The sequence below is a fragment of the Pseudomonas mendocina genome (assembly GCF_003008615.1).
GTDB lineage: Bacteria > Pseudomonadota > Gammaproteobacteria > Pseudomonadales > Pseudomonadaceae > Aquipseudomonas > Aquipseudomonas mendocina_C.
Window position 1 is genome coordinate 871,670 of sequence record NZ_CP027657.1, and the last position, 21,966, is coordinate 893,635.

Below are 21,966 nucleotides of genomic sequence, written 5' to 3' on the forward strand. Positions count from 1 at the left end.
ACTGCATGCTGGCGCCGTGGTGCGCGGGGCGCACCCTACAGTCGCTAGAGGATATTGGCGTAGTCCGCTTCGATCCGATCCAGGCTCAAATGGTTGAGGAAGTTGGAGAAGCACATCCAGGCCGACAGCGCGTTCATGTCCTGGAACTGCGGCGGCAGGTACTTGGGTGGCAGTACCAGGCCTTCGTCCACCAGCTTGCGCAGGGTGCGCATGTCTTCAAGGGTGGTCTTGCCGCAGAACAGCAGCGGAATCTGCTCCAGCTTGCCCTTGCGCACCGCCAACTGGATGTAGTTGTAGATCAGGATGAAGCCCTTGAGATACGACAGATCCTTGGTGAACGGCAGGCCGTTCGGTAATGAGCCGCGGAACACCCGGCTGGCGTTGCTGTAGCCGCCTTCCAGGCCGTACCCCTGCTCGCGGAAGAACTCGAACACCTCGAGGAAATCCGCCCCCTCTTCGGCCATGTGGATGGCGCGGGTGCGGTTGGTCAGCTTGCGCAGGCGCGTCGGGTAGGAGGCGAAGGCGATCACTTCCATCAGGATTGCCAGGCCTTCCTGGGTCACGGTCGACGAGGGCGGGCCCTTGGCCAGGAAGGTGCAGATCGGCTGGTTCAGGCCATTGAGCGTGGTGCCGACATGCACCAACCCCTCATGTACCTCAAGTGCCTTGACGTCACGCTCGTTGAAACGCGCGTCGCTGCGAATCTTGATGTAGTCGGCGCCAGCTGCGGCGTCGGCGAGGATGCCGTCGGACTCGAACACGCGAATGGTGTCGTCGCCGAACACACCGGCCAGGCGCTGCTGCAGGATGCCCACCGCATCGGCGGCGCCGAGCACCTTGGGCTCGTCTTCCAGGTCGCCACGCGCGGCGATGTTGTTGAGGTAGTCCGAGAGCATCAGGCCGAGATCGGCGAGGGTCGGATCACCAGCATGGAAAGCGTCGGAGGCGGCGCCGTAGAGCTCCTGGCTGATCAACCCGAAATCCTCGGTACCGCGCGCTTCGAGCATACGGATCACCATGCGGTATTCCTTGCACATGCGCCGCATGATCTGCCCGACTGGGTTGAACTGGCCGAGCTGACGAGTGATGTCACGCTCGATGTTCTGAAACTCCAGTTTCTTCGCTTGCGCATCGAAGGCCAGCGGCCGACTCAGGTAATAGTCGCGATCCACCGCTGGAGGCTGCTTGCCCTTGGCCTTGAGGAAACCGTCACGGATGCCATCGTCCCACTTCACTGCATCGAGCACGCGAATCGGGGTCTGCGCCTCGACGATACGGTCGCTGAGGGCACGAATGCAGAGTTGGTAATCGTCCAGTTTTTGCTGGCTGTTCATTGCTTTTCCTAGTCGGCAACCCGCTGATAGCGCGCCACCTCGACGAACAGGTCGGCGTTGGCCGGATCGTCGAGGTATGCGAGTACCTTCTCCAGCGGGCTGGTGATCAAGGCGCCATCAGCTTCGGGCATGGAGACGGTCTGCCCTTCCAGCAGGCCTTTGTCCATGTCCTGGAGAATGCGGTCGCTATCGAGGTTGTACACCACCAGTTCGTTGTCCCGAGTCAGCTCGAAACCGGCGATGGCGAAGTTGGCACCGAGGCTTTTGGGCAATCCAGCCGAGAGATACCAGCGGCGACCATGATGGGCGACGGTGAAACCAAACTCCTCGAGACTGTCGAGGTTGTCCGCACTGCCTTCATAGATACGTGCCTCGTACAGGTTGGCACCGGCACGGGTGATTTCCAGAAAGAGCTGATCGCCCCATTCGTCCTGCCGGGTCCATTCACCCAGTAGCGGAATAGGTGCCGCCTCGTTGGCCGGGATCGGATCCTTGAAAGTGACCAGGCAACCACTCAACATCAGGAAGGACAAGGCGACCAGTACGCGCCAGGCTTTCATTTCGCTCTCCTTGTGAAAACCACCAGCCGGTTGGGCATCAAAGCCCGAGAACCAGATTCATGTAGCGTTTAAGGATGGCCAGCATTCCCTGGCTGTCCAGATTCTCGACGCCGTCGAGCAGGCCCTGATACTCCATCCGCACGATGGTAGCCGTCAACAGCACGGCATCCTGCTCTGGCTGGCGCGAACCGAGCACTTCGAAGAAGTGCGTCACACCCTGCTGCAGGATCTGGCGATGGGCGCGAACCAGGTCACTCAGGCGCGGATTGAGCAGCGCCTCCTGCTGGAATGCCTGCTCGGCGATCAGGTGCTCGCGACGTTCGCGTAATTGACGCTGCACGTACTGCACGGCCAGCTCGGCGATCTCGTCAGCCAGTTGCCGACGCGCGGCCTCACTGCCGTCGAGGCGACCGACCATCTCCTGCAGCGCGCCCTGGGTACTGGCCCAGAAAGCCGCCATCTGCGCAGCGCTGCGCTCGACGAACAAGGCGAAGGTATCGGTGATCAGGTCATCGATATCCTTGAAGTAGTAAGTCGTGGCCGACAGCGGCACCTGCGCCTCGGCAGCGACCGCGCGATGACGCACGGCGCGCACACCGTCACGCACGATAATGCGCATGGCGGCATCGAGAATCGCCTGGCGGCGTTGCTCGCTGCCGTGTCGACTGGCCTTGCGGCCCTGGTACTGGACACTTTCGGCAACGGCGTTGGCAGCCTCGGTGGCATTGGGGGACGCAGAAACGGAACTCACTATGGCTCGACCCTCTACGTTCTGGTTATGACATTCAGAGTAATGGTTAACAGGCCGTTGAAAAACCATCTACGTTGGCAAGGCCTACAAAGTGGAACGACAGGTAGCAAAAAGCCGCCCGAAGGCGGCTTTATGTGAGGCATCAGGCCTGTGGACGCATATGCGGGAACAGGATGACATCGCGGATCGACGGCGAGTTGGTCAGCAGCATCACCAGGCGGTCGATGCCGATGCCTTCGCCAGCGGTGGGCGGCATGCCGTACTCGAGCGCACGAACGAAATCGGCGTCGTAGTGCATGGCTTCGTCGTCGCCGGCGTCCTTCTCCGCCACCTGGGCGAGGAAGCGCTCGGCCTGGTCTTCGGCATCATTGAGCTCGGAGTAGGCGTTGGCGATCTCGCGGCCACCGATGAACAACTCGAAGCGGTCGGTGACGCTGGGGTTGTCGTCGTTGCGACGCGCCAGCGGCGAGACTTCGAAGGGGTATTCGGTGATGAAGTGCGGCTGCTCCAGCTTGCTCTCCACCAACTCCTCGAAAATCATCACCTGCAGCTTGCCCAGGCCTTCGTGGCCGAGCACCTTGGCGCCGGCCTTCTTGGCGATGGCACGGGCCTTCTCGACATCATTGAGGTCAGCCGCCGTGATGTCCGGGTTGTACTTGAGGATGGAGTCGTACACCGACAGACGCACGAACGGCTCACCGAAGTGGAACACCTTGTCGCCATACGGCACATCGGTGGTACCGAGCACAGCCAGGGCCAGCTCGCGGAACAGCTCCTCGGTCAGGTCCATGTTGTCGCGGTAGTCAGCGTAGGCCTGGTAGAACTCGAGCATGGTGAACTCGGGGTTGTGCCGGGTCGAAACGCCTTCGTTACGGAAGTTGCGGTTGATCTCGAAGACCTTCTCGAAGCCACCAACCACCAGACGCTTGAGGTACAGCTCCGGGGCGATACGCAGGAACATGGCCATGTCCAGCGCGTTGTGATGGGTCTCGAACGGCTTGGCCGCTGCACCACCGGGGATGGTCTGCAGCATCGGGGTTTCCACTTCGAGGAAACCGCGGTCGTTGAGGAAGCGGCGGATGTGGGCGATGACCTGCGAGCGCACGCGGAAGGTGTGGCGGGTTTCCTCGTTGACGATCAGATCAACGTAGCGCTGGCGATAACGCTGCTCGGTGTCGGTCAGGCCGTGGTGCTTGTCCGGCAGCGGACGCAGCGACTTGGTCAGCAGGCGCACGTTGGTCATGTGCACATACAGGTCGCCCTTGCCGGATCGCGCCAGGGTGCCCTCAGCGGCGATGATGTCGCCCAGATCCCAGGTCTTGATCGCCTCCAGGGTTTCGGCCGGCAGCCCCTTGCGGTCGACATAGACCTGCAGGCGGCCGGAGGTGTCCTGCAGCACCATGAAGGCGCCACGGTTGAGCATGATGCGCCCGGCGATCTTCACCGGGATGGCAGCCGCCTCCAGCTCTTCCTTGCTCTTGCCCTCGTACTGTTTCTGCAGGTCAGCGCACAGGCTGTCGCGGCGGAAATCATTGGGGAAAGCAATGCCCTGCTCACGGACGACAGCAAGCTTTTCCTTGCGCTGGGCAATCAGCTTGTTTTCTTCCTGTTGCAGTTCGTTGTGGTCGAGTTGTTGGTCGCTCATGGTCGCTTGTCTGCCTGGCGTATCTTTCAATTGAATTCGTTGTAGGCCATCTGACACCTGCTCGCGAGCCCGTTACAGAGCATCGCGAGCAGGCTCGCACCTACCGGGTTGGTGCTGCCTTACAGCCCCTGCTTCAAACTGGCTTCGAGGTACTGGTCAAGGTCGCCATCGAGAACCTTCTGGCAGTCGCTACGCTCGATGCCGGTACGCAGATCCTTGATGCGCGAGTCATCGAGCACGTAGGAACGAATCTGGTGACCCCAGCCGATGTCCGACTTGCTGTCTTCCAGCGCCTGCGAGGCGGCGTTGCGCTTCTGCATCTCCAGCTCGTACAACTTGGCCCGCAGCATTTTCATGGCGGTGTCCTTGTTGGCGTGCTGCGAGCGTTCGTTCTGGCAGGCCACCACGGTGTTGGTCGGCACGTGGGTGATACGCACCGCCGAGTCGGTGGTGTTGACGTGCTGACCACCAGCGCCGGAGGAGCGGTAGGTGTCGATGCGCAGGTCGGCCGGGTTGATCTCGATCTCGACCTTGTCGTCGATCTCGGGCGAGACGAACACCGCCGAGAACGAGGTGTGGCGACGGGCGCCGGAGTCGAACGGGCTCTTGCGCACCAGGCGGTGCACGCCGATTTCGGTGCGCAGCCAGCCAAAGGCGTACTCGCCCTTGATGTGCACGGTGGCGCCCTTGATGCCGGCGACTTCACCCTCGGACAGCTCGACGATCTCGGCATTGAAGCCGCGCTTGTCAGCCCAGCGCAGGTACATGCGCAGCAGGATGTTGGCCCAGTCCTGGGCTTCGGTGCCGCCGGAACCGGCCTGGATGTCCAGGTAGCAGTTGTTCGGATCCATCTCGTGGCTGAACATGCGGCGGAACTCGAGCTTCTCGAGGATCTCGCGCAGGCGCTCGACTTCGGCGGCGACGTCGTTCACCGCGCCTTCGTCGTTTTCTTCGGCGGCCATTTCCAGCAGATCCTTGGAATCGGCCAGGCTGCCGGTGAGGTCATCGATGGTTTCGACGATCTGCGCCAGCATGGCGCGCTCGCGGCCCAGGCTCTGCGCGTACTCAGGCTTGTTCCAGACGCTGGCGTCTTCCAGCTCGCGGTTTACTTCGACCAGACGATCATGCTTCTGATCGTAGTCAAAGATACCCCCGAATGGTCTGGGTGCGTTCGGAGAGATCCTTGATGCTGTTGAGGATCGGATTGATTTCCATGGTAGGCGGCTCTCACGGGCAAATCGGACGGAAAGCCGGCGATTATACCCGAGCCGACACTGGCTGGCAGCCCACTCTTGACAGGTGAACGCGGCTCAATGGATCAACGGCGCACTATACTGGTCACAAAACCGATAACAGCGCCCTCTCTCGGAACCCCAGCATGCCCCCATCGCATAGCCTGCGTAGCCATATCGCCCTTTTCATCGCCCTATTGGTAGGCGCACTCACCTGGTTACTGGGCACCTTGATCGGCCAGCACACCAGCCAACAGATCCGCGAGGACATAGGCCGAAACATGGCCGAGGTGTCCTATGCGATGGTCGACCGCCTGGATCGCGATATGGATTCGCGCGCGGCAGTGCTGCGCGTGCTCGGCAACCTGCAAACGCTAAGGCAGCCAGGTGATCCGGCCGAGATACGGCGCCTGCTCGACAGCCTGCAGAAGGAAATCCCCAGCATCGCCTGGATCGGCTTCACCGACCCGGCAGGCCAGGTGCTGGCCTCCAGCAATGGCGTGCTGGAAGGCGCCAGCATTGCCCAGCGGCCGGTCTACCTGAAAGGGCGTGAGGATCTGTTCATCGGCGACGTGCACGAGGCCGTGCTGCTGGCCAAGCTGCTTCCCAACCCCAGTGGCGAGGCGATGAAGTTCGTCGACATCAGCCTGCCGATAACGGCGAACGATGGCAGCCTGGCCGGCGTACTGGCCAGCCATCTGTCGTGGGGCTGGGCCAATGAAGTAGGCCAATCGATTCTCGCCCCGATCCAGGATCGACGTCTGGTCGAGTTCTTCGTGATCGGGCGCGATCAAAGCATCCTGCTTGGCCCCCGCGAGATGATCGGGCAGCCCTTGCACCTGCCGGCACTCGACGGCCTGCGCCCAGGGGAGAGCCGCTGGGCGGTACAGCAATGGCCGGATGGCAACGAATACCTTACCGGCCTGACCCTGAGCCAGGGCTATAAGGATTATCCCGGCCTGGGATGGACCGTCATCGCGCGGCAATCACTGGATCTGGCCTACGCGCCAGCGCACAGACTGCTGCTCACCATCCTGCTCTGGGGCTGCGTTCTGGCATTGATCTTCGCCATACTCGGCTGGCTGATCAGTGGCTATTTCACCCGTCCACTGCAGGAAATCGCTACCGCCGCGGATCGCCTCAGCGCGGGTGAGATCAACGAGATTCCCGAACTGCGCGGCAGCCGTGAGGTTCACCAACTGAGCCAGTCGATCCGGCATTTGGTGGAAAGCCTGACCCTGCAACAGACGGCGCTTGGCGTCATGGAGAGCCTCGCCCATCACGATGCCCTGACCGGGCTGCCCAACCGCATGGCGCTGGAGAAATTCCTGCCCCAGGCGCAGCAGCGCAGTCGCCTGCAACATGGCTGCCTGGCCCTGCTCTATCTTGACCTCGATGGTTTCAAACCGATCAACGACACCCATGGCCATGCCGCCGGCGATCACTTGCTCCGGGAGATCGCCCAGCGTCTGCGCAGTTGCCTGCGCGATGGCGATATGGTCGCGCGTCTGGGCGGTGACGAATTTCTCATGGTGCTGCAAGTACCGGGGCAGGACGCACGACAGCATGCGCGCCAGGTGGCTGAGCGGGCCATCGCCACGCTCGGCCAGCCGGTGCTGCTGGAGGTGGGTGCGGTCGCCATCGGCTGCAGCGTAGGCGGCGCTCTGTGGCCACTGGATCACAGCGAGCTGGGCGAGGTGCTGCAATTGGCCGACCAGGCGCTGTATCGCGCCAAACAAGGCGGACGTAACCGGGCGATCTTCCAGAACGAACTCGAAAACCACCTCAACTGACCAGGATCTTGCGCACCGGGGCCGCCTGCCCCTGGCGCAGTGCGTCCTCGACGATCATCTGTGCGGCCTTCTCCGCGATCATCAGCACTGGCGAGCAGGTGTTGCCCGAGGTGATGCTCGGCATGATCGAGGCATCGACCACTCGCAGGCCACCAATGCCATGCACGCGCAGACGAGCATCGACCACTGCCTCGCGCCCCTGCCCCATCGCACAGGTTCCCACCGGATGGAAGATGGTGGTGCCGATCTCACCGGCCGCCCGCTGCAGATCTTCCTCATTGCGGTATTCCGACCCAGGTTTGTATTCCTCAGGCCGATAACTCGCCAAGGCAGGCGCGGCGACGATGCGCCGGGTCAACCGAATGGCGTCGGCCGCCACCTGTAGATCGCGTGGATCGCTCAGGTAGTTCGGCATGATCGACGGCGCAACGCTGGCGTCCAGCGATGTGATCGCGACACGTCCACGACTGTGCGGGCGCAGGTTACAAACCGAGGCGGTGAATGCCGGGAAGTCGTGCAACGGCTCGCCAAAGCGCTCCAGCGACAGGGGCTGCACGTGGTATTGCAGGTTGGCGCGCAACTGCTCGGCACTCGACCTGGCAAAGGCGCCGAGCTGACTGGGCGCCATGGCCAGCGGCCCGCTGCGATTGAACAGGTACTCCAGGCCCATGCCCAGTTTGCCCCAGGCGCTGGCGGCAATGCGATTGAGGGTTTTCACCCCGCTGACCCGGTAAATCAGGCGTAGTTGCAGGTGATCCTGCAGGTTCTCGCCAACGCCGGGCAGCTCGTGCTTCACGCCAATGCCCAAGCCTTCGAGCACGGGTCGAGGGCCGATGCCGGAGCGCTGCAGCAGCGCCGGCGAACCAATGGCACCGGCACACAGGATAACCTCACGGCGGGCACTGACCCGCAGCGCCTGCCCCTGCCAGCGCAAATGCAGCGCATTGGCGCGACCACCATCGAGTTCAATGCGCTCAGCCTCGGCACCTGTCAGCACCTGCAGATTGGGGCGCTGGCGAATATCGCGCAAAAACGCCTTGGAGGCGTTCCAGCGCACCCCACGCTTCTGGTTGACCTGAAAGTAGCTGCAGCCTTCGTTATTTCCACCATTGAAGTCATCGATGCTGGCGATGCCAGTCTGCGCCGCGGCCTGGCGAAAGGCTTCAAGAATTTCCCAGGACAATCGCTGACGCTCGACCCGCCATTCGCCTGCGCTGCCGTGCAGTTCGCTATCGCCGGCAAAATGATTCTCCGAACGCTTGAACAGCGGCAGCACGTCACGCCAGGCCCAGCCCGGATTACCAGCCGCCGCCCAGCCATCGTAGTCGGCCGCCTGGCCACGCATGTAGATCATGCCGTTGATCGAAGAGCTGCCACCAAGCACACGGCCGCGCGGATATTTCAGCGAGCGACCATGCAGGCCAGGGTCGCTCTCGGTGCTGTAGCACCAGTCGGTGCGCGGGTTACCGATGCAATAGAGATAGCCAACCGGAATGTGGATCCACGGATAGTTATCGCGCCCGCCGGCTTCGATCAACAGCACGCTGACCCCAGGATCGGCGGAGAGCCGGTTGGCCAGCAGGCAACCGGCCGGGCCAGCCCCGACGATCAGGTAGTCGTAACGTTCCAGGGGCAGTTGCGCCATGAGCATCCTCGCAAGGGCAGCCAATCGAAACCCTGAGACTAGCTGTCGAACAAGCTGCGCAGAATGATCTTTTGGTCTGATGCAACGAATGAATGTTTGTCCATCTACGGACGACACCTATGGTTAAACGACTGCGCCTTGCACTTTACTTGTAACTTTTCCTGCCTGAGCCATTGCGATGCCGCCAGCGTCACCGAGCAACACGCACAAGCCGCTTCCCACTGCTCAGCAACAGAGCGGCTGGCTGCGCTGGCTACCCGGTCTGCTGATGCTCAGGCAATACCAGTTGGCCTGGCTACCCAAGGACATTGCCGCCGGCCTGGTGCTGACCACCATGCTGGTGCCGGTGGGGATCGCTTACGCCGAAGCTTCCGGCGTGCCCGGCATCTATGGCCTGTACGCGACCATCGTGCCGCTGCTGGCCTACGCGCTGTTCGGCCCAAGCCGAATCTTCGTGCTCGGCCCGGACTCGGCGCTGGCTGCGCTGATTCTGGCCGTGGTGCTGCCGCTCTCAGGTGGCGACCCAATGCGCGCGGTCACGCTGGCCAGCATGATGGCGGTGGTTGCCGGGCTGACCTGCATCATCGCCGGTTTTCTGCGCCTGGGTTTCATCACCGAACTACTGTCCAAGCCGATTCGCTACGGCTATATGAACGGCATCGCCCTGAGTGTACTGATCAGCCAAACACCCAAGTTGTTGGGTTTTTCCATCGACAGCCAGGGCCCGATCAGCGATATCCGCGCAGTCGGCGCCGCACTGCTGGATGGTCAGGCCAACCTCTACAGCCTGGCAGTCGGCGCGGGTACGCTGGCCTTGATCCTGTTGTTGAAGCGTTTCAAACAGCTTCCCGGCATCCTGATCGCCGTGACGCTGGCGACGCTCGCGGTCGCTCTGCTGGATCTCGATGCTCAAGGCGTTCAGGTACTCGGTGAACTGCCACAAGGCCTGCCGAGCTTCGTCCTGCCCTGGCTCAGCGGTGTCGATATCGCCAGTGTGGTGATTGGTGGCATCGCCATCGCCGTGGTCGCATTCGCCGACACCAGCGTGCTGTCACGCACTTACGCGGCGCGCACAGGGCATCAGGTCGATCCCAATCAGGAGCTGGTCGGCCTCGGCGCCGCCAACCTGATTGGCGGCCTCTTTCAGGGTTTTCCCATCAGCAGCAGCTCATCACGCACCCCCGTCGCCGAGGCCGCAGGGGCCAAGACTCAGATCGCTGGCGTGATCGGTGCCCTGTGCGTCGCCCTGCTGCTGGTCGTGGCGCCCAATCTGATGCAGTACCTGCCCACCAGCGCACTTGCCGCAGTCGTGATCGCCGCCGTCATTGGTCTGTTCGTCATTACCGACCTGCAGCGTATCTTCCGCGTGCAGAAATGGGAGTTCTGGCTATCGATGGCCTGCTTCGTCGGCGTGGTGACCTTCGGCGTCATCCCCGGCATCGGCATTGCCGTGGTGCTGGCAGTGATCGAGTTTTTATGGGATGCCTGGCGGCCGTACTACGCCATTCTCGGCAAGGTCGATGGTATCCGTGGCTTCCATGACATAGAGCGCTATCCCGAAGCACGGCAAATACCCGGTCTGCTGCTGTTTCGCTGGGACGCGCCACTGTTCTTCGCCAACGCCGAACTGTTCCAGCAATGCCTGCTGCAGGCGATCGCGCAAGCTCCCACGGTCGTACGCCGCGTGGTGGTCGCTGCCGAACCGGTAACCAGTATCGACGTGACGTCCGCCGACATGCTCGGTGAACTGGAGCAGATGCTGGAAGATGCCGGCATCGAGCTGCACTTTGCCGAGGTAAAGGGCCCGGTGATGGACAAGCTACGACGCTTTGGTCTGCTCAACGAGAGGCAGGAGCACCATCATCAACCTACGGTAAGCGCCGCTGTCGACGCCTACCTGAACGATCATGGCGGGGACGCGATGCCAGACAAAGCCTGGCATGCGGATTGAAATGCGAAGGGTCGTTCAGACGCCGGCTGGCAGAGCTCGTACCTGAGCTTCCAGTTCGGACTTGAGTGCGGGCGGGAGCTGCAACTGGCGCGCTAGCTCTTCGAGGTAGGCACGCTCCATGAAGTGCTCCTCGTCGACCATCAGCACGCTGGCCAGGTACATCTCGGCGGCCATTTCCGGAGTGGTAGCAGCACGCGCGACATCGGCCGGATCGAGCGGCTTGTTCAACTCGGTGTGCAGCCATTGCTTCAGCTCGGCATCGTTGGCCAGCTTGCCCAGCTCTTCCTCGATCAGCTGACGCTCACGATCATCGACATGACCGTCGGCCTTGGCCGCGGCCACCAGTGCCTTGAGAATCGCGTGGCTGTGCTGCTCGACCTGCGGCGCCGGCAAGCGATCCAGTGTCTGCGGCTCGGCCGGCTGCGCCTGACCTTGCTGAGCCTGTTGCGCCTGCCAGTTGCCATAGGCCTTGTAGGCCATCACCCCAAGCGCGGCCAAACCACCATAAACGGCCACCTTGCCACCGACCTTGCGCACACGCTTGTTGCCCAGCAGCATGGCCAGCGCTGCACCGCCACCGGCGCCCTTGAGCATTGCCCCCAAATCGCTACCGCCAGACTTGCCTGCGCCACCGCCGAGCAGACCGCCCAGCGCCCCACCAAGCCCGGAAGAGGCGCCGCCAGCGCCCTTCTGTTGTAGCAAGTCCTGCCCGGATTTGAGCAGTTGGTCGAGCAAGCCACGTGTGTTCATGAAGGAATTCCTCTTGCGCAAATGCCGTCGATTCTATGCCTGCCCTAATAGAGCGTCGGTAAGCAGATCAATTCCAGATGTTGCTTATATTCCCCCTTCGACACGGCCAAGCTTTCGATGAAAAAGAACGAGGAAGAACACATTCGATAAACCATAATGGGCAAAACTGCCAGAACCTCTCATGCCATGATGACCCTGCGCCAGATTCGCCATTTCATCGCCGTTGCCGAGACAGGCTCGATATCTGCGGCGGCTCAAGCTGTGTTCATTTCCCAGTCGACACTGACCCAGGCGATTCAGCAGTTGGAGGAAGAAATCAGCGTTACTCTGTTCAACCGTCATGCCAAGGGTATGAGCCTCACTCACCAGGGCCACCAGTTCCTGCGGCAGGCGCACCTGATTCTCGCCACGGTGGAAAACGCCAAGCGCAGCCTGCAGCAAAGTACATCGCAAGTGAACGGCCAACTCACCATTGGTGTGACGAGCCTGGTCGCAGGCTACTACCTTGCTGATCTGATCACGCGATTCCAGCACGCCTACCCCAATGTGCAGACCCGCGTTATCGAAGACGAGCGACCCTATATCGAACATCTGCTGGTCGCCGGGGAGATTGATGTCGGCGTACTGATCCTTTCCAACCTCGAAGATCGTCATGCGTTGCAGACCGAAGTGCTGACGCACTCTCCGCACCGCCTTTGGCTACCACCGCGTCACCCGCTACTGGATCGCGACAGTATCACCCTGGCCGACGTAGCCAGCGAGCCACTGATCCAGCTCAACGCCGATGAAATGGGCCTGCACACCCAGCGCATCTGGCATCGCGCCTGTCTCACGCCTCGCGTCAGCCTGCGCACAGCCTCGGTGGAGGCCGTACGTAGCCTGGTTGCGGCGGGGCTCGGCCTGTCCATTCAACCCGACATGACCTATCGCCCCTGGTCATTGGAGGGCGACATCATCGAGGCCCGGCCACTGGCGGATCTGAACGAGCCGCTCGAAGTCGGGCTGGCCTGGCGCAGAGGCACCGCCCGACCGGCACTGGTCGATCCATTCCTGACGCTGGCACGGGCCCAGCCGACAAACCGCAAGGTTTCGATTTAATCGAACGCCACTTTCAATATTTAGAATTTGTGAAGCCAACTGTCGGACTCTAGTCTCGCTTCCGTGAATACAGGCGCTCCGACACACGAGGAGACGTCATGCAGAACGACACGAGAAAAAGAAGAAGTCCGAGAATGCCCGCGAGCCTCCCGCCCCTGCACAGAGCTCAACTGATCGATGGCCAACTGGTCAACGGCGTGGGCTTTGTCGAGCCGATCATCAACCCAGCCACAGGCGACGTTCTGATCAGCATTGCAGAGGCCTCGCTAGAGCAACTTGAACTGGCTGTCATCGCTGCTCACAACGCCTTTCCGACCTGGTCACGCACCACACCAGCGCAGCGTTCTGGACTCTTGCTGGCGATTGCCGAGGCAATCGAGAGCAATGGCGAACTGCTCGCACGCCTGGAATCGCTCAACTGTGGCAAGCCGCTGCATCTCGCTCGTCGGGACGATATCCCTGCCGCGGCTGATGTGTTTCGCTTTTTCGCAGGCGCAGTGCGCTGCCAGCAAGGTCAACTGGCAGGCGAATACATTCCCGGCCATACCAGCATGGTCAGGCGTGACCCGGTCGGCGTGATCGCCTCCATAGCACCATGGAACTACCCGCTGATGATGGCCGCCTGGAAAATCGCCCCCGCTCTCGCGGCCGGCAATACCCTGGTTTTCAAGCCGTCCGAACACACTCCGCTGTCCATTCTCGCGCTGGCGCCGGTACTGGCTCAGATTCTTCCGGCAGGTGTACTGAACATCGTCTGTGGCAGCGGCGAAGGTGTCGGCAGCCAGTTGGTCAGCCACCCGAAGGTACGCATGGTGTCATTGACCGGTGACATCATCACCGGACAGAAGATCCTCCAGAGCGCATCACGCACACTCAAGCGAACCCACCTGGAACTGGGCGGCAAAGCCCCCGTCATCGTCTGCAATGACGCCGATCTCGATGCCGTGGTTGAGGGTATCCGCACCCATGGTTTCTACAACGCCGGGCAGGACTGCACCTCGGCCTGCCGCATCTATGCCGAGAAAGGCATACACGACCGCCTGACCGCGGCGCTGGGCGATGCGATAGGCAATATTCGCTTCGCCCGCAAGAAGGACAGCGACAACGAGATGGGCCCCCTGATCAGCACTCGCCAACGCGACCGGGTGGCCAGCTTCGTTGAGCGCGCCCTTGGCCTGCCGCACATCGAACGCGTTACCGGCGCCGCCATGCATTCCGGCCCTGGTTTCTACTACCAGCCGACGCTGCTGGCTGGTTGCCGCCAACAGGACGAGATCGTCCAGCGCGAAGTGTTCGGCCCAGTCGTGACCATCACCCGCGTAGAGGATGCGAGCCAGGCCCTGGAATGGGCCAACGATTCCGAATACGCACTGGCCAGCTCGGTCTGGACCCAGGATCTGGACAAGGCTTTCCAGTTGGCCAATCGCCTGCAGTACGGCTGCACCTGGATCAACACTCATTTCATGCTGGCCAGCGAGATGCCCCATGGCGGGTTCAAGCGCTCCGGCTATGGCAAGGATCTGTCCACTGACTCATTGCAGGACTACAGCGTGGTGCGCCACATCATGGCGCGCCACAAACCACTCTGAGGCTCAAGGATCGGCCAATCCGAAAAACACAATAAGGGCCAGCCGACATTAGCCGGCCACTGACATACCTGCCACCAACAAAAATCGTCAGCGCACCTGCGAGAAAGAGGTATCCATCATGCAGTTCCAGTTTTTGTTACCCACCCGAATAGTCATGGAGCCCGGCCTGCGTGCACGCACCGGTGAGTATCTGGCCGAGCTTGGCCTGCGCCATGTTCTACTGATCACCGATCCGGGGGTCAAACGAGCCGGCCTGCTGGAAAGCATTTACCAGAGCCTGGACGCATCCGGCATTCGCTATGCCGAAGTTGCCGACGTCAAGCCCAACCCCCGGGCCGAGGATGTCAATCTGGTAGCCGAACAGTTCCGCGGCCAGGGTATCGATGGCCTGCTGGCAGTCGGTGGTGGCAGCGCCATGGATGCCGCCAAGGCCATCGCAGTGCTGCTGACCCATCCCGGCAAGGTCGAAGACTATGAAGGTGCGTTCAAACTGCAAGGCCCTGCCCTGCCTGTGGTGGCCATTCCGACCACAGCCGGAACGGGCAGCGAAGTCACCTTCTTCTCGGTCATCACCGATACCAAACGCCAGTTCAAGATGAGTCTGCTGGACTACCGTATCGGCCCAGTGCTGGCCTTGCTCGACTCGGACATCACTACCACGCTGCCACCTGCCATCGCCGCGGCTACCGGCATGGATGCCCTGACTCACGCCATCGAAGCCTATACCGGCAAGCCGGCGAACCCCATCAGCGACGGGCTGGCCTTGCATGCGATCCGCCTGATCGCACGCTACCTCAAACCCGCCGTCCAGGAGCCGGACAATCTCGAAGCCCGCGAGCAGATGCTGATCGCCAGCCTGATCGCCGGCATGGCTTTCGGTAACGCCGACATCGCCAGCGTGCACTGCATTTCCGAGGCGATCGGCGGCATGTACGACACACCGCATGGCGTAGGCAATGCCATCTTCCTGCCGTTCGTCTTTGCCCACAACCGCGATGCCGATCTGCGCCGCCATGCCGATGTCGCCTATGCGCTTGGCATCGATCCGACGCTGCCCCTGGAGGCTGCCGCCGAGGCGGCGGTAGAACATCTGTTCGCCATGAGTCGTGAGCTGAAGATACCTCGTTTCAAGGAAGTTGCCGGCGTACGTGAAGAGGATTTCCTGGCCATCGCCGAGAAGTCCAAGAGCAATTTTTCCGACAGCAGCAACGCCAAGCCGATGAGCGTCGAGAGCTACCTGGCAATCATCCACCAGGCTTACCAATACTGAATCGAGGCACGGACATGACATCCACTTCATTGAACAGAACCCTCGGTTTCTGGCGGGCCTTCGCCACCTGCACCGGGCTTGTCGTTGCCGGCACCACCATGGTGTCCCTCGGCTACAGCATGGGCCTGGTCGGCCCGGCCTTCATGGTCAGCGCGCTGATCGCGATGTTCGTCAGCATCCTGGTTTCCTTCTCCTATGCCGAGCTGTCGTCATTCATGCCCGGCGCCGGCATGATCGGTGACTACACATTGATTGCCATGGGCCCATTCATGGCCATCGTCAGTGTGCTGGGTGGCTACATCGTGCTGGTCTCCGCGGCCGGTGCGATGGAGTCGATCACAGCCGGGCTTGCTGTGCAGAGCCTGTTCCCATCGATCAGTGCCACCATCGTTGCCATCACCATGCTGGTGCTGTTCCTGGTGGTCAACCTGGTTGGCGTTGGCGTATTCGGCTCGGTTCAAGTGCTGATCACCGGCTCGATGATCATCGGTACCTCGATCATGGGCCTGCTCGGCCTGCTGAGCATCGGCACCGTGGGCGAAATCCAGAGCGTGCCCTTCAATCCCAAGGGCTGGGAGGTGGTATTCCAATCTCTGGCCCTGGGCATCTGGCTATTCGTCGGCATCGAGTACGTCGCCCCCATGGCCGAGGAAGTGGTCGAGCCCGAGAAGACCATCCCCAAAGCCATGATTTTCGGCCTGCTGACCATCTTCGTGGCAGACATGCTGTTTGGTCAGGCGATTGCCCATTATGTGCCGCTGAATATTCTCGAAAGCTCCACAGCACCACAGGTTGAAGGCGCCCGGGCGATGTTCGGCCATATCGGCGCGGTCTTCATCGTACTGATCACGGTACTGGCCAGCGCCAGCTCGGTCAGTTCCCACCTCGCTGCCGTTCCGCGCATGCTCTACGGTCTGGCTCGCGAAGGTCTGCTGCCCAAGGCCTTCACCTATGTACACCCACAGTTCCGCACGCCCTGGGTCGGCATCATCGCGGTGTTCGCACTGCTGTGCATTCCCTTCCTGCTGAGCATCGACATGGATCTGATCGCCACCCTGATCCTGGCGTCCTGCGTCACCTGGCTGCTGTCCTACGTGATTGCCCAGATCAACGTGATCATCCTGCGTCGCCGCTACCCCAACATCAAACGGCCGTTCCATACCCCGCTGTTTCCAATCCCTCAGATCATCGGGATCGCAGCCTGCCTGTACATGATTCTGACCATCCACCCCGAGACGGACATGAAGCTGCGCATCTATGCGATCTCCGGCGGCTTCATGCTGTTGATCGTGACCTATGCCATCTGCTGGCTGCGTTACAAACGCATCCCACTGTTCCGCCCGGTACCTCTGGAACAGCTCTATGGGCTGAGCACTACGGAAGACGATCAGGCACGCACCATCCCGTCTTCTGCAAAAGCGCTGGAACAGGTCTGAGATGAACATCTTCGGCAACGTAGAGCGCCGTGCACAGCAGGCCTTCCGGCATCTGTGCACGCAGTTCGGGCACGCACCGTCTGCAGAAGATCCTTTGCAGGCACTGGACGAACAAACCGGTATCGAGCGGCGCCTGGACTACTACGTCCGCCGCCAGTTCTTCAGCCGTATCTACAAGCTGGATGTGCGTTACGCACTGAACATGAACACGGCGCCAGAAGGCCGGGCCAAGTGGGTAAAGGGCCGCCACTGGAAGAGCGACCAGGCAGCTCTGGAGGCCTGGTTGAACCAGTCTCCCGAGCTGACCGAAAGCTTGCGCAGCCTGGATACCGAGCAGGTCGAGCTGACCTGTGAACAGGGCCAGGTGAACCTGCGCGTACGCCCGTTGCCCGGCTGCTTCGTATGGACGCTACTGCCGCCGATGCACTACTTCGTGCGCATGAAGGAAAACGAAGTGGCTCTGATCTCCGGGCTGCCTGCGCTGCTACAAGCCAGGCGCTGACCGTTCCCAGAGCGACTTAACGAAGAACATCCGGCCGGCAATCAGTACTGATAGTGCCGGCCCTGCAACGAGGCCAAAAACATGCAAACCAAGCTCTTGATCAACGGCCAACTGGTCGCTGGAGAAGGTGAGGTTCAAACCATCTTCAACCCCTCGCTGGGTAGCGCCCTGATGGAAATTCCAGAGGCCAGCATCACCCAGGTTGATGCTGCCGTACTCGCCGCGGACGCGGCGTTCGAAGACTGGTCGCAAACCACTCCCGGGCAGCGCTCGGCGCTGCTGCTGGCACTGGCCGATGCCATCGATGCCAATGCCGAGCAACTGGCCCGCCTGGAGTCGCAGAACTGCGGTAAACCTTATAACGCTGCACTCAACGATGAGCTTCCCGCAGTCGCCGATGTATTCCGCTTCTTCGCTGGTGCGGCGCGTTGCCTGCAAGGGTCGGCCGCCGGCGAGTACCTGCCGGGGCACACATCGATGATCCGCCGCGATCCGGTTGGCGTGGTCGCCTCCATCGCCCCCTGGAACTACCCGCTGATGATGCTCGCCTGGAAGCTCGCCCCAGCGCTGGCAGCCGGCAACACCGTCGTGCTCAAGCCTTCGGAGCAGACGCCCTTGACCGCTCTGCACCTGGGCCAATTGCTGGCAGAGATCTTCCCCGCAGGCGTCGTCAATATCGTATTCGGCCGCGGCTCCAGTGTCGGTGAGCCGCTGACCTGCCACCCCAAGGTGCGCATGGTTTCCCTGACCGGCTCGGTGAATACTGGCAGCCGCATCATCGCCGGCACCGCAGACAGCGTGAAGCGGATGCACATGGAGCTGGGCGGCAAGGCACCGGTCATCATCTTCGACGATGCCGATATAGACGCCGCAGTAGAAGGTATCCGCAGCTTCGGTTTCTACAATGCCGGCCAGGATTGCACCGCGGCCTGCCGTATCTATGCCCACCGCGACATCTACGAGCGCTTCGTCAGCAAACTCGGCGAGGCGGTAAGTACGCTCAAGATTGGTCTGCAGGACGAAGAAGGTGTCGAACTCGGCCCGCTGATCACCGAGCAGCATCTGCAGCGCGTCGAAGGTTTCGTCGAGCGCGCCAAGGCCCAGCCACACATCGAGGTCATCACCGGGGGTAAGCGAGCCGATCGTGCAGGTTACTTCTTCGAGCCCACCGTACTGGCCGGAGCCCGCCAGAATGACGAGATCGTCCAGCGAGAAGTGTTCGGCCCGGTGGTATCGGTCACCCGCTTCGATGACGAAGCCCAGGTGCTGTCCTGGGCCAACGACTCCAGCTACGGCCTCGCCTCATCGGTCTGGACGCGTGATGTGGGTCGTGCCCATCGCCTGGCTGCCCGGTTGCAGTACGGCTGCACCTGGGTCAACACCCACTTCATGCTGGTCAGCGAAATGCCTCACGGAGGCGTGAAGCTCTCGGGTTATGGCAAGGACATGTCGATGTATGGCCTGGAGGACTACACCGTCATTCGCCACGTCATGTTCAAGCACTGATCAGCAATTGTCCGGCACGGGGAAACCACCCCGTGCTTGACAGCATCGCGCTCGACCCCGCACCATCGCCGAACGATTTACGCAACGGGCTCTCTATGTACGCCACCTTCGACCAACTGCCGCTGATCCCAGGCTTCACTGCCTGCCAGTGCGCGTGCGTCGTCGTTGCCAAGAAATCCAAGAAACAGTCGCTCATTTGACCGGGGCGCTGTCCCGTCAGATGGGCTGACAGGACAAGCGCCAGGTTGTATCTCCCCTCCCGCTCGATTCCCGCACCCTCCCTGACGGCGACCAGACGGTCAGTCGCAAGGAGTTTTGCATGTCCAATTTTCAGGGTATCTGGGTGGCGCTGGTCACCCCTTTTCGTAACGGTGAGATCGATTTCACCAGCCTCGACCGTCTGCTGGCCAAGCTGCTGGAGGATGGCGTCGCCGGCTTTGTGGTCTGCGGCACCACTGGCGAAGCCGCCGCGCTAAGCCAGGCTGAGCAACTGGCGGTGCTGGATGCCGTACTCCAGCGCGTCCCCGCAGAGCGCGTGATCATGGGCCTGGCCGGTAACCAGTTGAGCGCCCTGCTCGACCTGCAACGGGAAATCCAGCGGCGCCCGCTGGCCGGCCTGCTGGTGCCGGCGCCTTACTACATCCGTCCATCCCAGGCCGGGCTGGAGCATTTCTTCACCACGCTGGCAGATGCAGCCGAGGTGCCGCTGGTGCTCTACGACATTCCCTATCGCACCGGAATACGCATCGAGCGCGAAACGCTGCGCCGCATCGTCAGCCATCCCAATATCCAGGCCATCAAGGATTGCGCGGGGGATCCCGAAACCACCATGACGCTGATCGCCGAAGGCCAGGTGCAGGTGCTGGCCGGCGAGGACACGCAGATCTTCAACACCCTGTGCCTGGGCGGCGCCGGAGCCATCTCGGCGTCGGCACATATCCGCGCCGATCTGTACGTGCGTATGCAGCAGTGCGTAGCGGGCGGTGATCTACAGGGCGCCCGTCAGTTGCACTACCAGTTGCTGCCCTGGATGCAGGCCGCCTTTGCCGAAGCCAACCCATCGGCGATCAAGGCGGCGCTGGCGCTTCAGGGCCTGATTGGCGAGGAACCGAGGGCACCACTGCTGCCCTGCACAGAGGCAACACGCGAAAGACTGCGGGAGGTGCTGGCCAGGCTTAAGTGCTAGCGCGGAGCGATATGCGCCACCATCAGTTGCACGGTCTCGTTACCGCGGAACTCGTTGAGGTCGAGCTTGTACGCCAGCTCGGCCCAGCGCAACGTCGGGTTGGGCCAGACGTCACGGTCGATGTTGAAGGCGATGCCGTCGAGCTGCACGCTGCCGCACTCGGTCTTGAGCACCAGTTTCAGATGGCGCTCACCCACGATACGCTGGCCCACAATCTGGAATACGCCATGGAACAACGGCTCGGGGAAATGCTGTCCCCAGGGGCCGGCATTGCGCAACGCGCGCGCCAGTTCGAGATGGAATTCGGTCACGTCGAGCTGACCGTCGGATAGCAAACGGCCAGTCAGATCGTCCTCGCACAGCTGACGACGCACTTCGGCATCGAAAGCCTGGGCGAAGGCCCCGAAGTTGGCCTGCGGCAGCGACAGGCCGGCCGCCATCGCGTGTCCGCCGAACTTGCTGATCAGCCCAGGATGGCGCGCCGCCACGGCGTCCAGCGCATCGCGAATATGCAGCCCCGGCACCGAGCGCGCCGAGCCCTTGAGCATCCCCTCGCCTGCATCGGCGAAAGCGATGGCCGGGCGGTGGTAACGCTCCTTCAGACGCGAAGCGAGGATGCCGATCACGCCCTGGTGCCAGTCCGGCTCGAACAGACACAGGCCGAACGGCATGTCCTCAAGGGACAGATCCTTGAGCTGGGCCAGCGCCTCGCGCTGCATGCCCTGCTCGATGGCCTTGCGATCCTGATTGAGCTGATCGAGCTGTACCGCCATATCGCGGGCCAGCGCCTCGTCGTCGCAAAGCAGGCATTCGATGCCCAGGCTCATGTCGTCCAGGCGCCCGGCCGCGTTCAAGCGCGGGCCGAGGATGAAACCGAGATCAGTGGAAGTGATACGCCGATGGTCGCGACCGGCGACTTCGAGAATCGCGCGCAGGCCCGGTCGCGCCCGGCCGGCGCGAATTCGCGCCAGGCCCTGATGCACCAGAATGCGGTTATTGGCGTCCAGCGGCACCACGTCGGCGACGCTACCGAGCGCGACCAGATCGAGCAACTCGCCCAGGTTCGGCTCCTGGCGATTGGCGAACCAACCGGTCTCACGCAGACGCGCACGCAGCGCCAGCAACACGTAGAACATCACACCAACGCCTGCCAAAGCCTTGCTGGGGAAGGTGCAGTCGGGCTGGTTCGGGTTGACGATGGCATCGGCAGCCGGCAACTCCGGCCCAGGTAGGTGGTGGTCGGTGACCAGCACCGTCAACCCCGCCGCCTTGGCTGCTGCTACGCCATCAACGCTGGAAATACCGTTATCCACAGTCAGCAACAAATCGGGCTGGCGCTCCAGCGCCACGGCGACGATCTCCGGCGTCAGGCCGTAACCGTACTCGAAGCGGTTCGGCACCAGGTAATCCACATGCGCCGCGCCGAGCAGACGCAGGCCAAGCACGCCGACCGAGCTGGCGGTGGCACCGTCGGCATCGAAGTCACCAACAATGAGGATGCGCTGACGCTGTTCAAGCGCCTGCACCAACAACTCCACCGCCGCATCGATGCCCTTGAGCTGCTGGTACGGGATCAACCGCGCCAGGCCCTTGTCCAGTTCCTCGGCGGACTGCACGCCACGCGCGGCGTAGAGACGGGTGAGCAGTGGCGGCAGGTTACCCAGGTCGGGCAGTTGTGCAGGTAGGGGACGGGCTTCGATACGCATCTTGAGTCTTTT

Annotated in this window: 18 protein-coding genes; 10 read left to right on the forward strand and 8 right to left on the reverse strand. The window is 62.0% G+C overall.

Features of this window, described 5'->3' with window-relative positions:
* Window positions 1-44 precede the first annotated feature (44 nt).
* The 5 genes from C7A17_RS04105 to prfB form a co-directional block, all read right to left on the reverse strand.
* Window positions 45-1,334 carry a flavohemoglobin expression-modulating QEGLA motif protein gene (locus C7A17_RS04105; RefSeq protein ID WP_106736818.1) on the reverse strand — a complete coding sequence of 430 codons (1,290 nt, stop codon included), beginning with the start codon at window positions 1,332-1,334 and terminating at the stop codon, window positions 45-47.
* 8 nt (window positions 1,335-1,342) lie between these two features.
* Complete coding sequence (locus C7A17_RS04110; RefSeq protein ID WP_106736819.1) at window positions 1,343-1,894, reverse strand: hypothetical protein; 552 nt, start codon at window positions 1,892-1,894, stop codon at window positions 1,343-1,345.
* Between the two features lie 37 nt (window positions 1,895-1,931).
* A complete protein-coding gene (locus C7A17_RS04115; RefSeq protein WP_106736820.1) occupies window positions 1,932-2,645 on the reverse strand; it encodes a TetR/AcrR family transcriptional regulator in 714 nt (237 codons plus the stop codon).
* Window positions 2,646-2,787: 142 nt separating this feature from the next.
* Entirely contained in the window at window positions 2,788-4,290 is a 1,503-nt protein-coding gene (gene lysS, locus C7A17_RS04120) for a lysine--tRNA ligase (RefSeq protein WP_106736821.1), read from the reverse strand.
* A gap of 119 nt (window positions 4,291-4,409) precedes the next feature.
* Window positions 4,410-5,505 (reverse strand): peptide chain release factor 2 gene (gene prfB / locus C7A17_RS04125; protein WP_106736822.1). Its coding sequence is split into 2 segments (ribosomal slippage): window positions 4,410-5,432 and window positions 5,434-5,505, totalling 1,095 coding nucleotides; the frame shifts between segments, so codons are not numbered across the junction.
* Window positions 5,506-5,668: 163 nt separating this feature from the next.
* On the opposite strand from prfB, the gene C7A17_RS04130 reads away from it, so the two are divergent.
* On the forward strand, window positions 5,669-7,315 hold the full coding sequence (locus tag C7A17_RS04130) for a sensor domain-containing diguanylate cyclase (protein ID WP_106736823.1): 1,647 nt from the start codon (window positions 5,669-5,671) through the stop codon (window positions 7,313-7,315).
* Here C7A17_RS04130 and C7A17_RS04135 read toward each other — a convergent pair.
* The gene (locus C7A17_RS04135; RefSeq protein WP_394337063.1) at window positions 7,308-8,960 is read right to left on the reverse strand and encodes a GMC family oxidoreductase; all 1,653 of its coding nucleotides are present in this window, start codon (window positions 8,958-8,960) and stop codon (window positions 7,308-7,310) included. The genes C7A17_RS04130 and C7A17_RS04135 overlap by 8 nt on opposite strands.
* A gap of 178 nt (window positions 8,961-9,138) precedes the next feature.
* On the opposite strand from C7A17_RS04135, the gene C7A17_RS04140 reads away from it, so the two are divergent.
* Window positions 9,139-10,911 carry a SulP family inorganic anion transporter gene (locus C7A17_RS04140; RefSeq protein ID WP_106736824.1) on the forward strand — a complete coding sequence of 591 codons (1,773 nt, stop codon included), beginning with the start codon at window positions 9,139-9,141 and terminating at the stop codon, window positions 10,909-10,911.
* 15 nt (window positions 10,912-10,926) lie between these two features.
* On the opposite strand, the gene C7A17_RS04145 is transcribed toward C7A17_RS04140, so the two are convergent.
* Window positions 10,927-11,661, reverse strand: a complete 735-nt coding sequence (locus tag C7A17_RS04145) for a tellurite resistance TerB family protein (RefSeq protein WP_106736825.1) — start codon at window positions 11,659-11,661, stop codon at window positions 10,927-10,929.
* 186 nt (window positions 11,662-11,847) lie between these two features.
* On the opposite strand from C7A17_RS04145, the gene C7A17_RS04150 reads away from it, so the two are divergent.
* From C7A17_RS04150 to dapA, 8 genes are all read left to right on the forward strand, one after another.
* Window positions 11,848-12,759 (forward strand): LysR family transcriptional regulator, encoded by a 912-nt coding sequence (locus tag C7A17_RS04150; protein WP_106736826.1) that lies wholly within the window; start codon window positions 11,848-11,850, stop codon window positions 12,757-12,759.
* A 134-nt stretch (window positions 12,760-12,893) separates the two neighbouring features.
* Complete coding sequence (locus C7A17_RS04155; RefSeq protein WP_106736827.1) at window positions 12,894-14,348, forward strand: gamma-aminobutyraldehyde dehydrogenase; 1,455 nt, start codon at window positions 12,894-12,896, stop codon at window positions 14,346-14,348.
* 118 nt (window positions 14,349-14,466) lie between these two features.
* Entirely contained in the window at window positions 14,467-15,618 is a 1,152-nt protein-coding gene (locus C7A17_RS04160) for an iron-containing alcohol dehydrogenase (RefSeq protein WP_106736828.1), read from the forward strand.
* 14 nt (window positions 15,619-15,632) lie between these two features.
* Window positions 15,633-17,054, forward strand: a complete 1,422-nt coding sequence (locus tag C7A17_RS04165) for an APC family permease (RefSeq protein ID WP_106736829.1) — start codon at window positions 15,633-15,635, stop codon at window positions 17,052-17,054.
* Window position 17,055: 1 nt separating this feature from the next.
* A complete protein-coding gene (locus C7A17_RS04170) occupies window positions 17,056-17,556 on the forward strand; it encodes a DUF3156 family protein (protein WP_106736830.1) in 501 nt (166 codons plus the stop codon).
* Window positions 17,557-17,637: 81 nt separating this feature from the next.
* Window positions 17,638-19,062 (forward strand): gamma-aminobutyraldehyde dehydrogenase, encoded by a 1,425-nt coding sequence (locus C7A17_RS04175; RefSeq protein ID WP_106736831.1) that lies wholly within the window; start codon window positions 17,638-17,640, stop codon window positions 19,060-19,062.
* Between the two features lie 32 nt (window positions 19,063-19,094).
* The gene (locus tag C7A17_RS26715; protein ID WP_158704640.1) at window positions 19,095-19,262 is read left to right on the forward strand and encodes a hypothetical protein; all 168 of its coding nucleotides are present in this window, start codon (window positions 19,095-19,097) and stop codon (window positions 19,260-19,262) included.
* Window positions 19,263-19,381: 119 nt separating this feature from the next.
* Entirely contained in the window at window positions 19,382-20,248 is an 867-nt protein-coding gene (dapA, locus tag C7A17_RS04180) for a 4-hydroxy-tetrahydrodipicolinate synthase (protein WP_106736832.1), read from the forward strand.
* On the opposite strand, the gene recJ is transcribed toward dapA, so the two are convergent.
* A complete protein-coding gene (recJ, locus tag C7A17_RS04185) occupies window positions 20,245-21,954 on the reverse strand; it encodes a single-stranded-DNA-specific exonuclease RecJ (RefSeq protein ID WP_106736833.1) in 1,710 nt (569 codons plus the stop codon). The genes dapA and recJ overlap by 4 nt on opposite strands.
* Window positions 21,955-21,966 lie beyond the last annotated feature (12 nt).

Coding starts and splice junctions, on each gene's coding strand:
- C7A17_RS04105 (WP_106736818.1), bottom strand. CDS start 1,334: ATGAACAGCCAGCAAAAACTGGACGATTACCAACTCTGCATTCGTGCC.
- C7A17_RS04110 (WP_106736819.1), bottom strand. CDS start 1,894: ATGAAAGCCTGGCGCGTACTGGTCGCCTTGTCCTTCCTGATGTTGAGT.
- lysS (WP_106736821.1), bottom strand. CDS start 4,290: ATGAGCGACCAACAACTCGACCACAACGAACTGCAACAGGAAGAAAAC.
- C7A17_RS04130 (WP_106736823.1), top strand. CDS start 5,669: ATGCCCCCATCGCATAGCCTGCGTAGCCATATCGCCCTTTTCATCGCC.
- C7A17_RS04135 (WP_394337063.1), bottom strand. CDS start 8,960: ATGGCGCAACTGCCCCTGGAACGTTACGACTACCTGATCGTCGGGGCT.
- C7A17_RS04140 (WP_106736824.1), top strand. CDS start 9,139: ATGCCGCCAGCGTCACCGAGCAACACGCACAAGCCGCTTCCCACTGCT.
- C7A17_RS04145 (WP_106736825.1), bottom strand. CDS start 11,661: ATGAACACACGTGGCTTGCTCGACCAACTGCTCAAATCCGGGCAGGAC.
- C7A17_RS04150 (WP_106736826.1), top strand. CDS start 11,848: ATGATGACCCTGCGCCAGATTCGCCATTTCATCGCCGTTGCCGAGACA.
- C7A17_RS04155 (WP_106736827.1), top strand. CDS start 12,894: ATGCCCGCGAGCCTCCCGCCCCTGCACAGAGCTCAACTGATCGATGGC.
- C7A17_RS04160 (WP_106736828.1), top strand. CDS start 14,467: ATGCAGTTCCAGTTTTTGTTACCCACCCGAATAGTCATGGAGCCCGGC.
- C7A17_RS04165 (WP_106736829.1), top strand. CDS start 15,633: ATGACATCCACTTCATTGAACAGAACCCTCGGTTTCTGGCGGGCCTTC.
- C7A17_RS04170 (WP_106736830.1), top strand. CDS start 17,056: ATGAACATCTTCGGCAACGTAGAGCGCCGTGCACAGCAGGCCTTCCGG.
- C7A17_RS04175 (WP_106736831.1), top strand. CDS start 17,638: ATGCAAACCAAGCTCTTGATCAACGGCCAACTGGTCGCTGGAGAAGGT.
- dapA (WP_106736832.1), top strand. CDS start 19,382: ATGTCCAATTTTCAGGGTATCTGGGTGGCGCTGGTCACCCCTTTTCGT.
- recJ (WP_106736833.1), bottom strand. CDS start 21,954: ATGCGTATCGAAGCCCGTCCCCTACCTGCACAACTGCCCGACCTGGGT.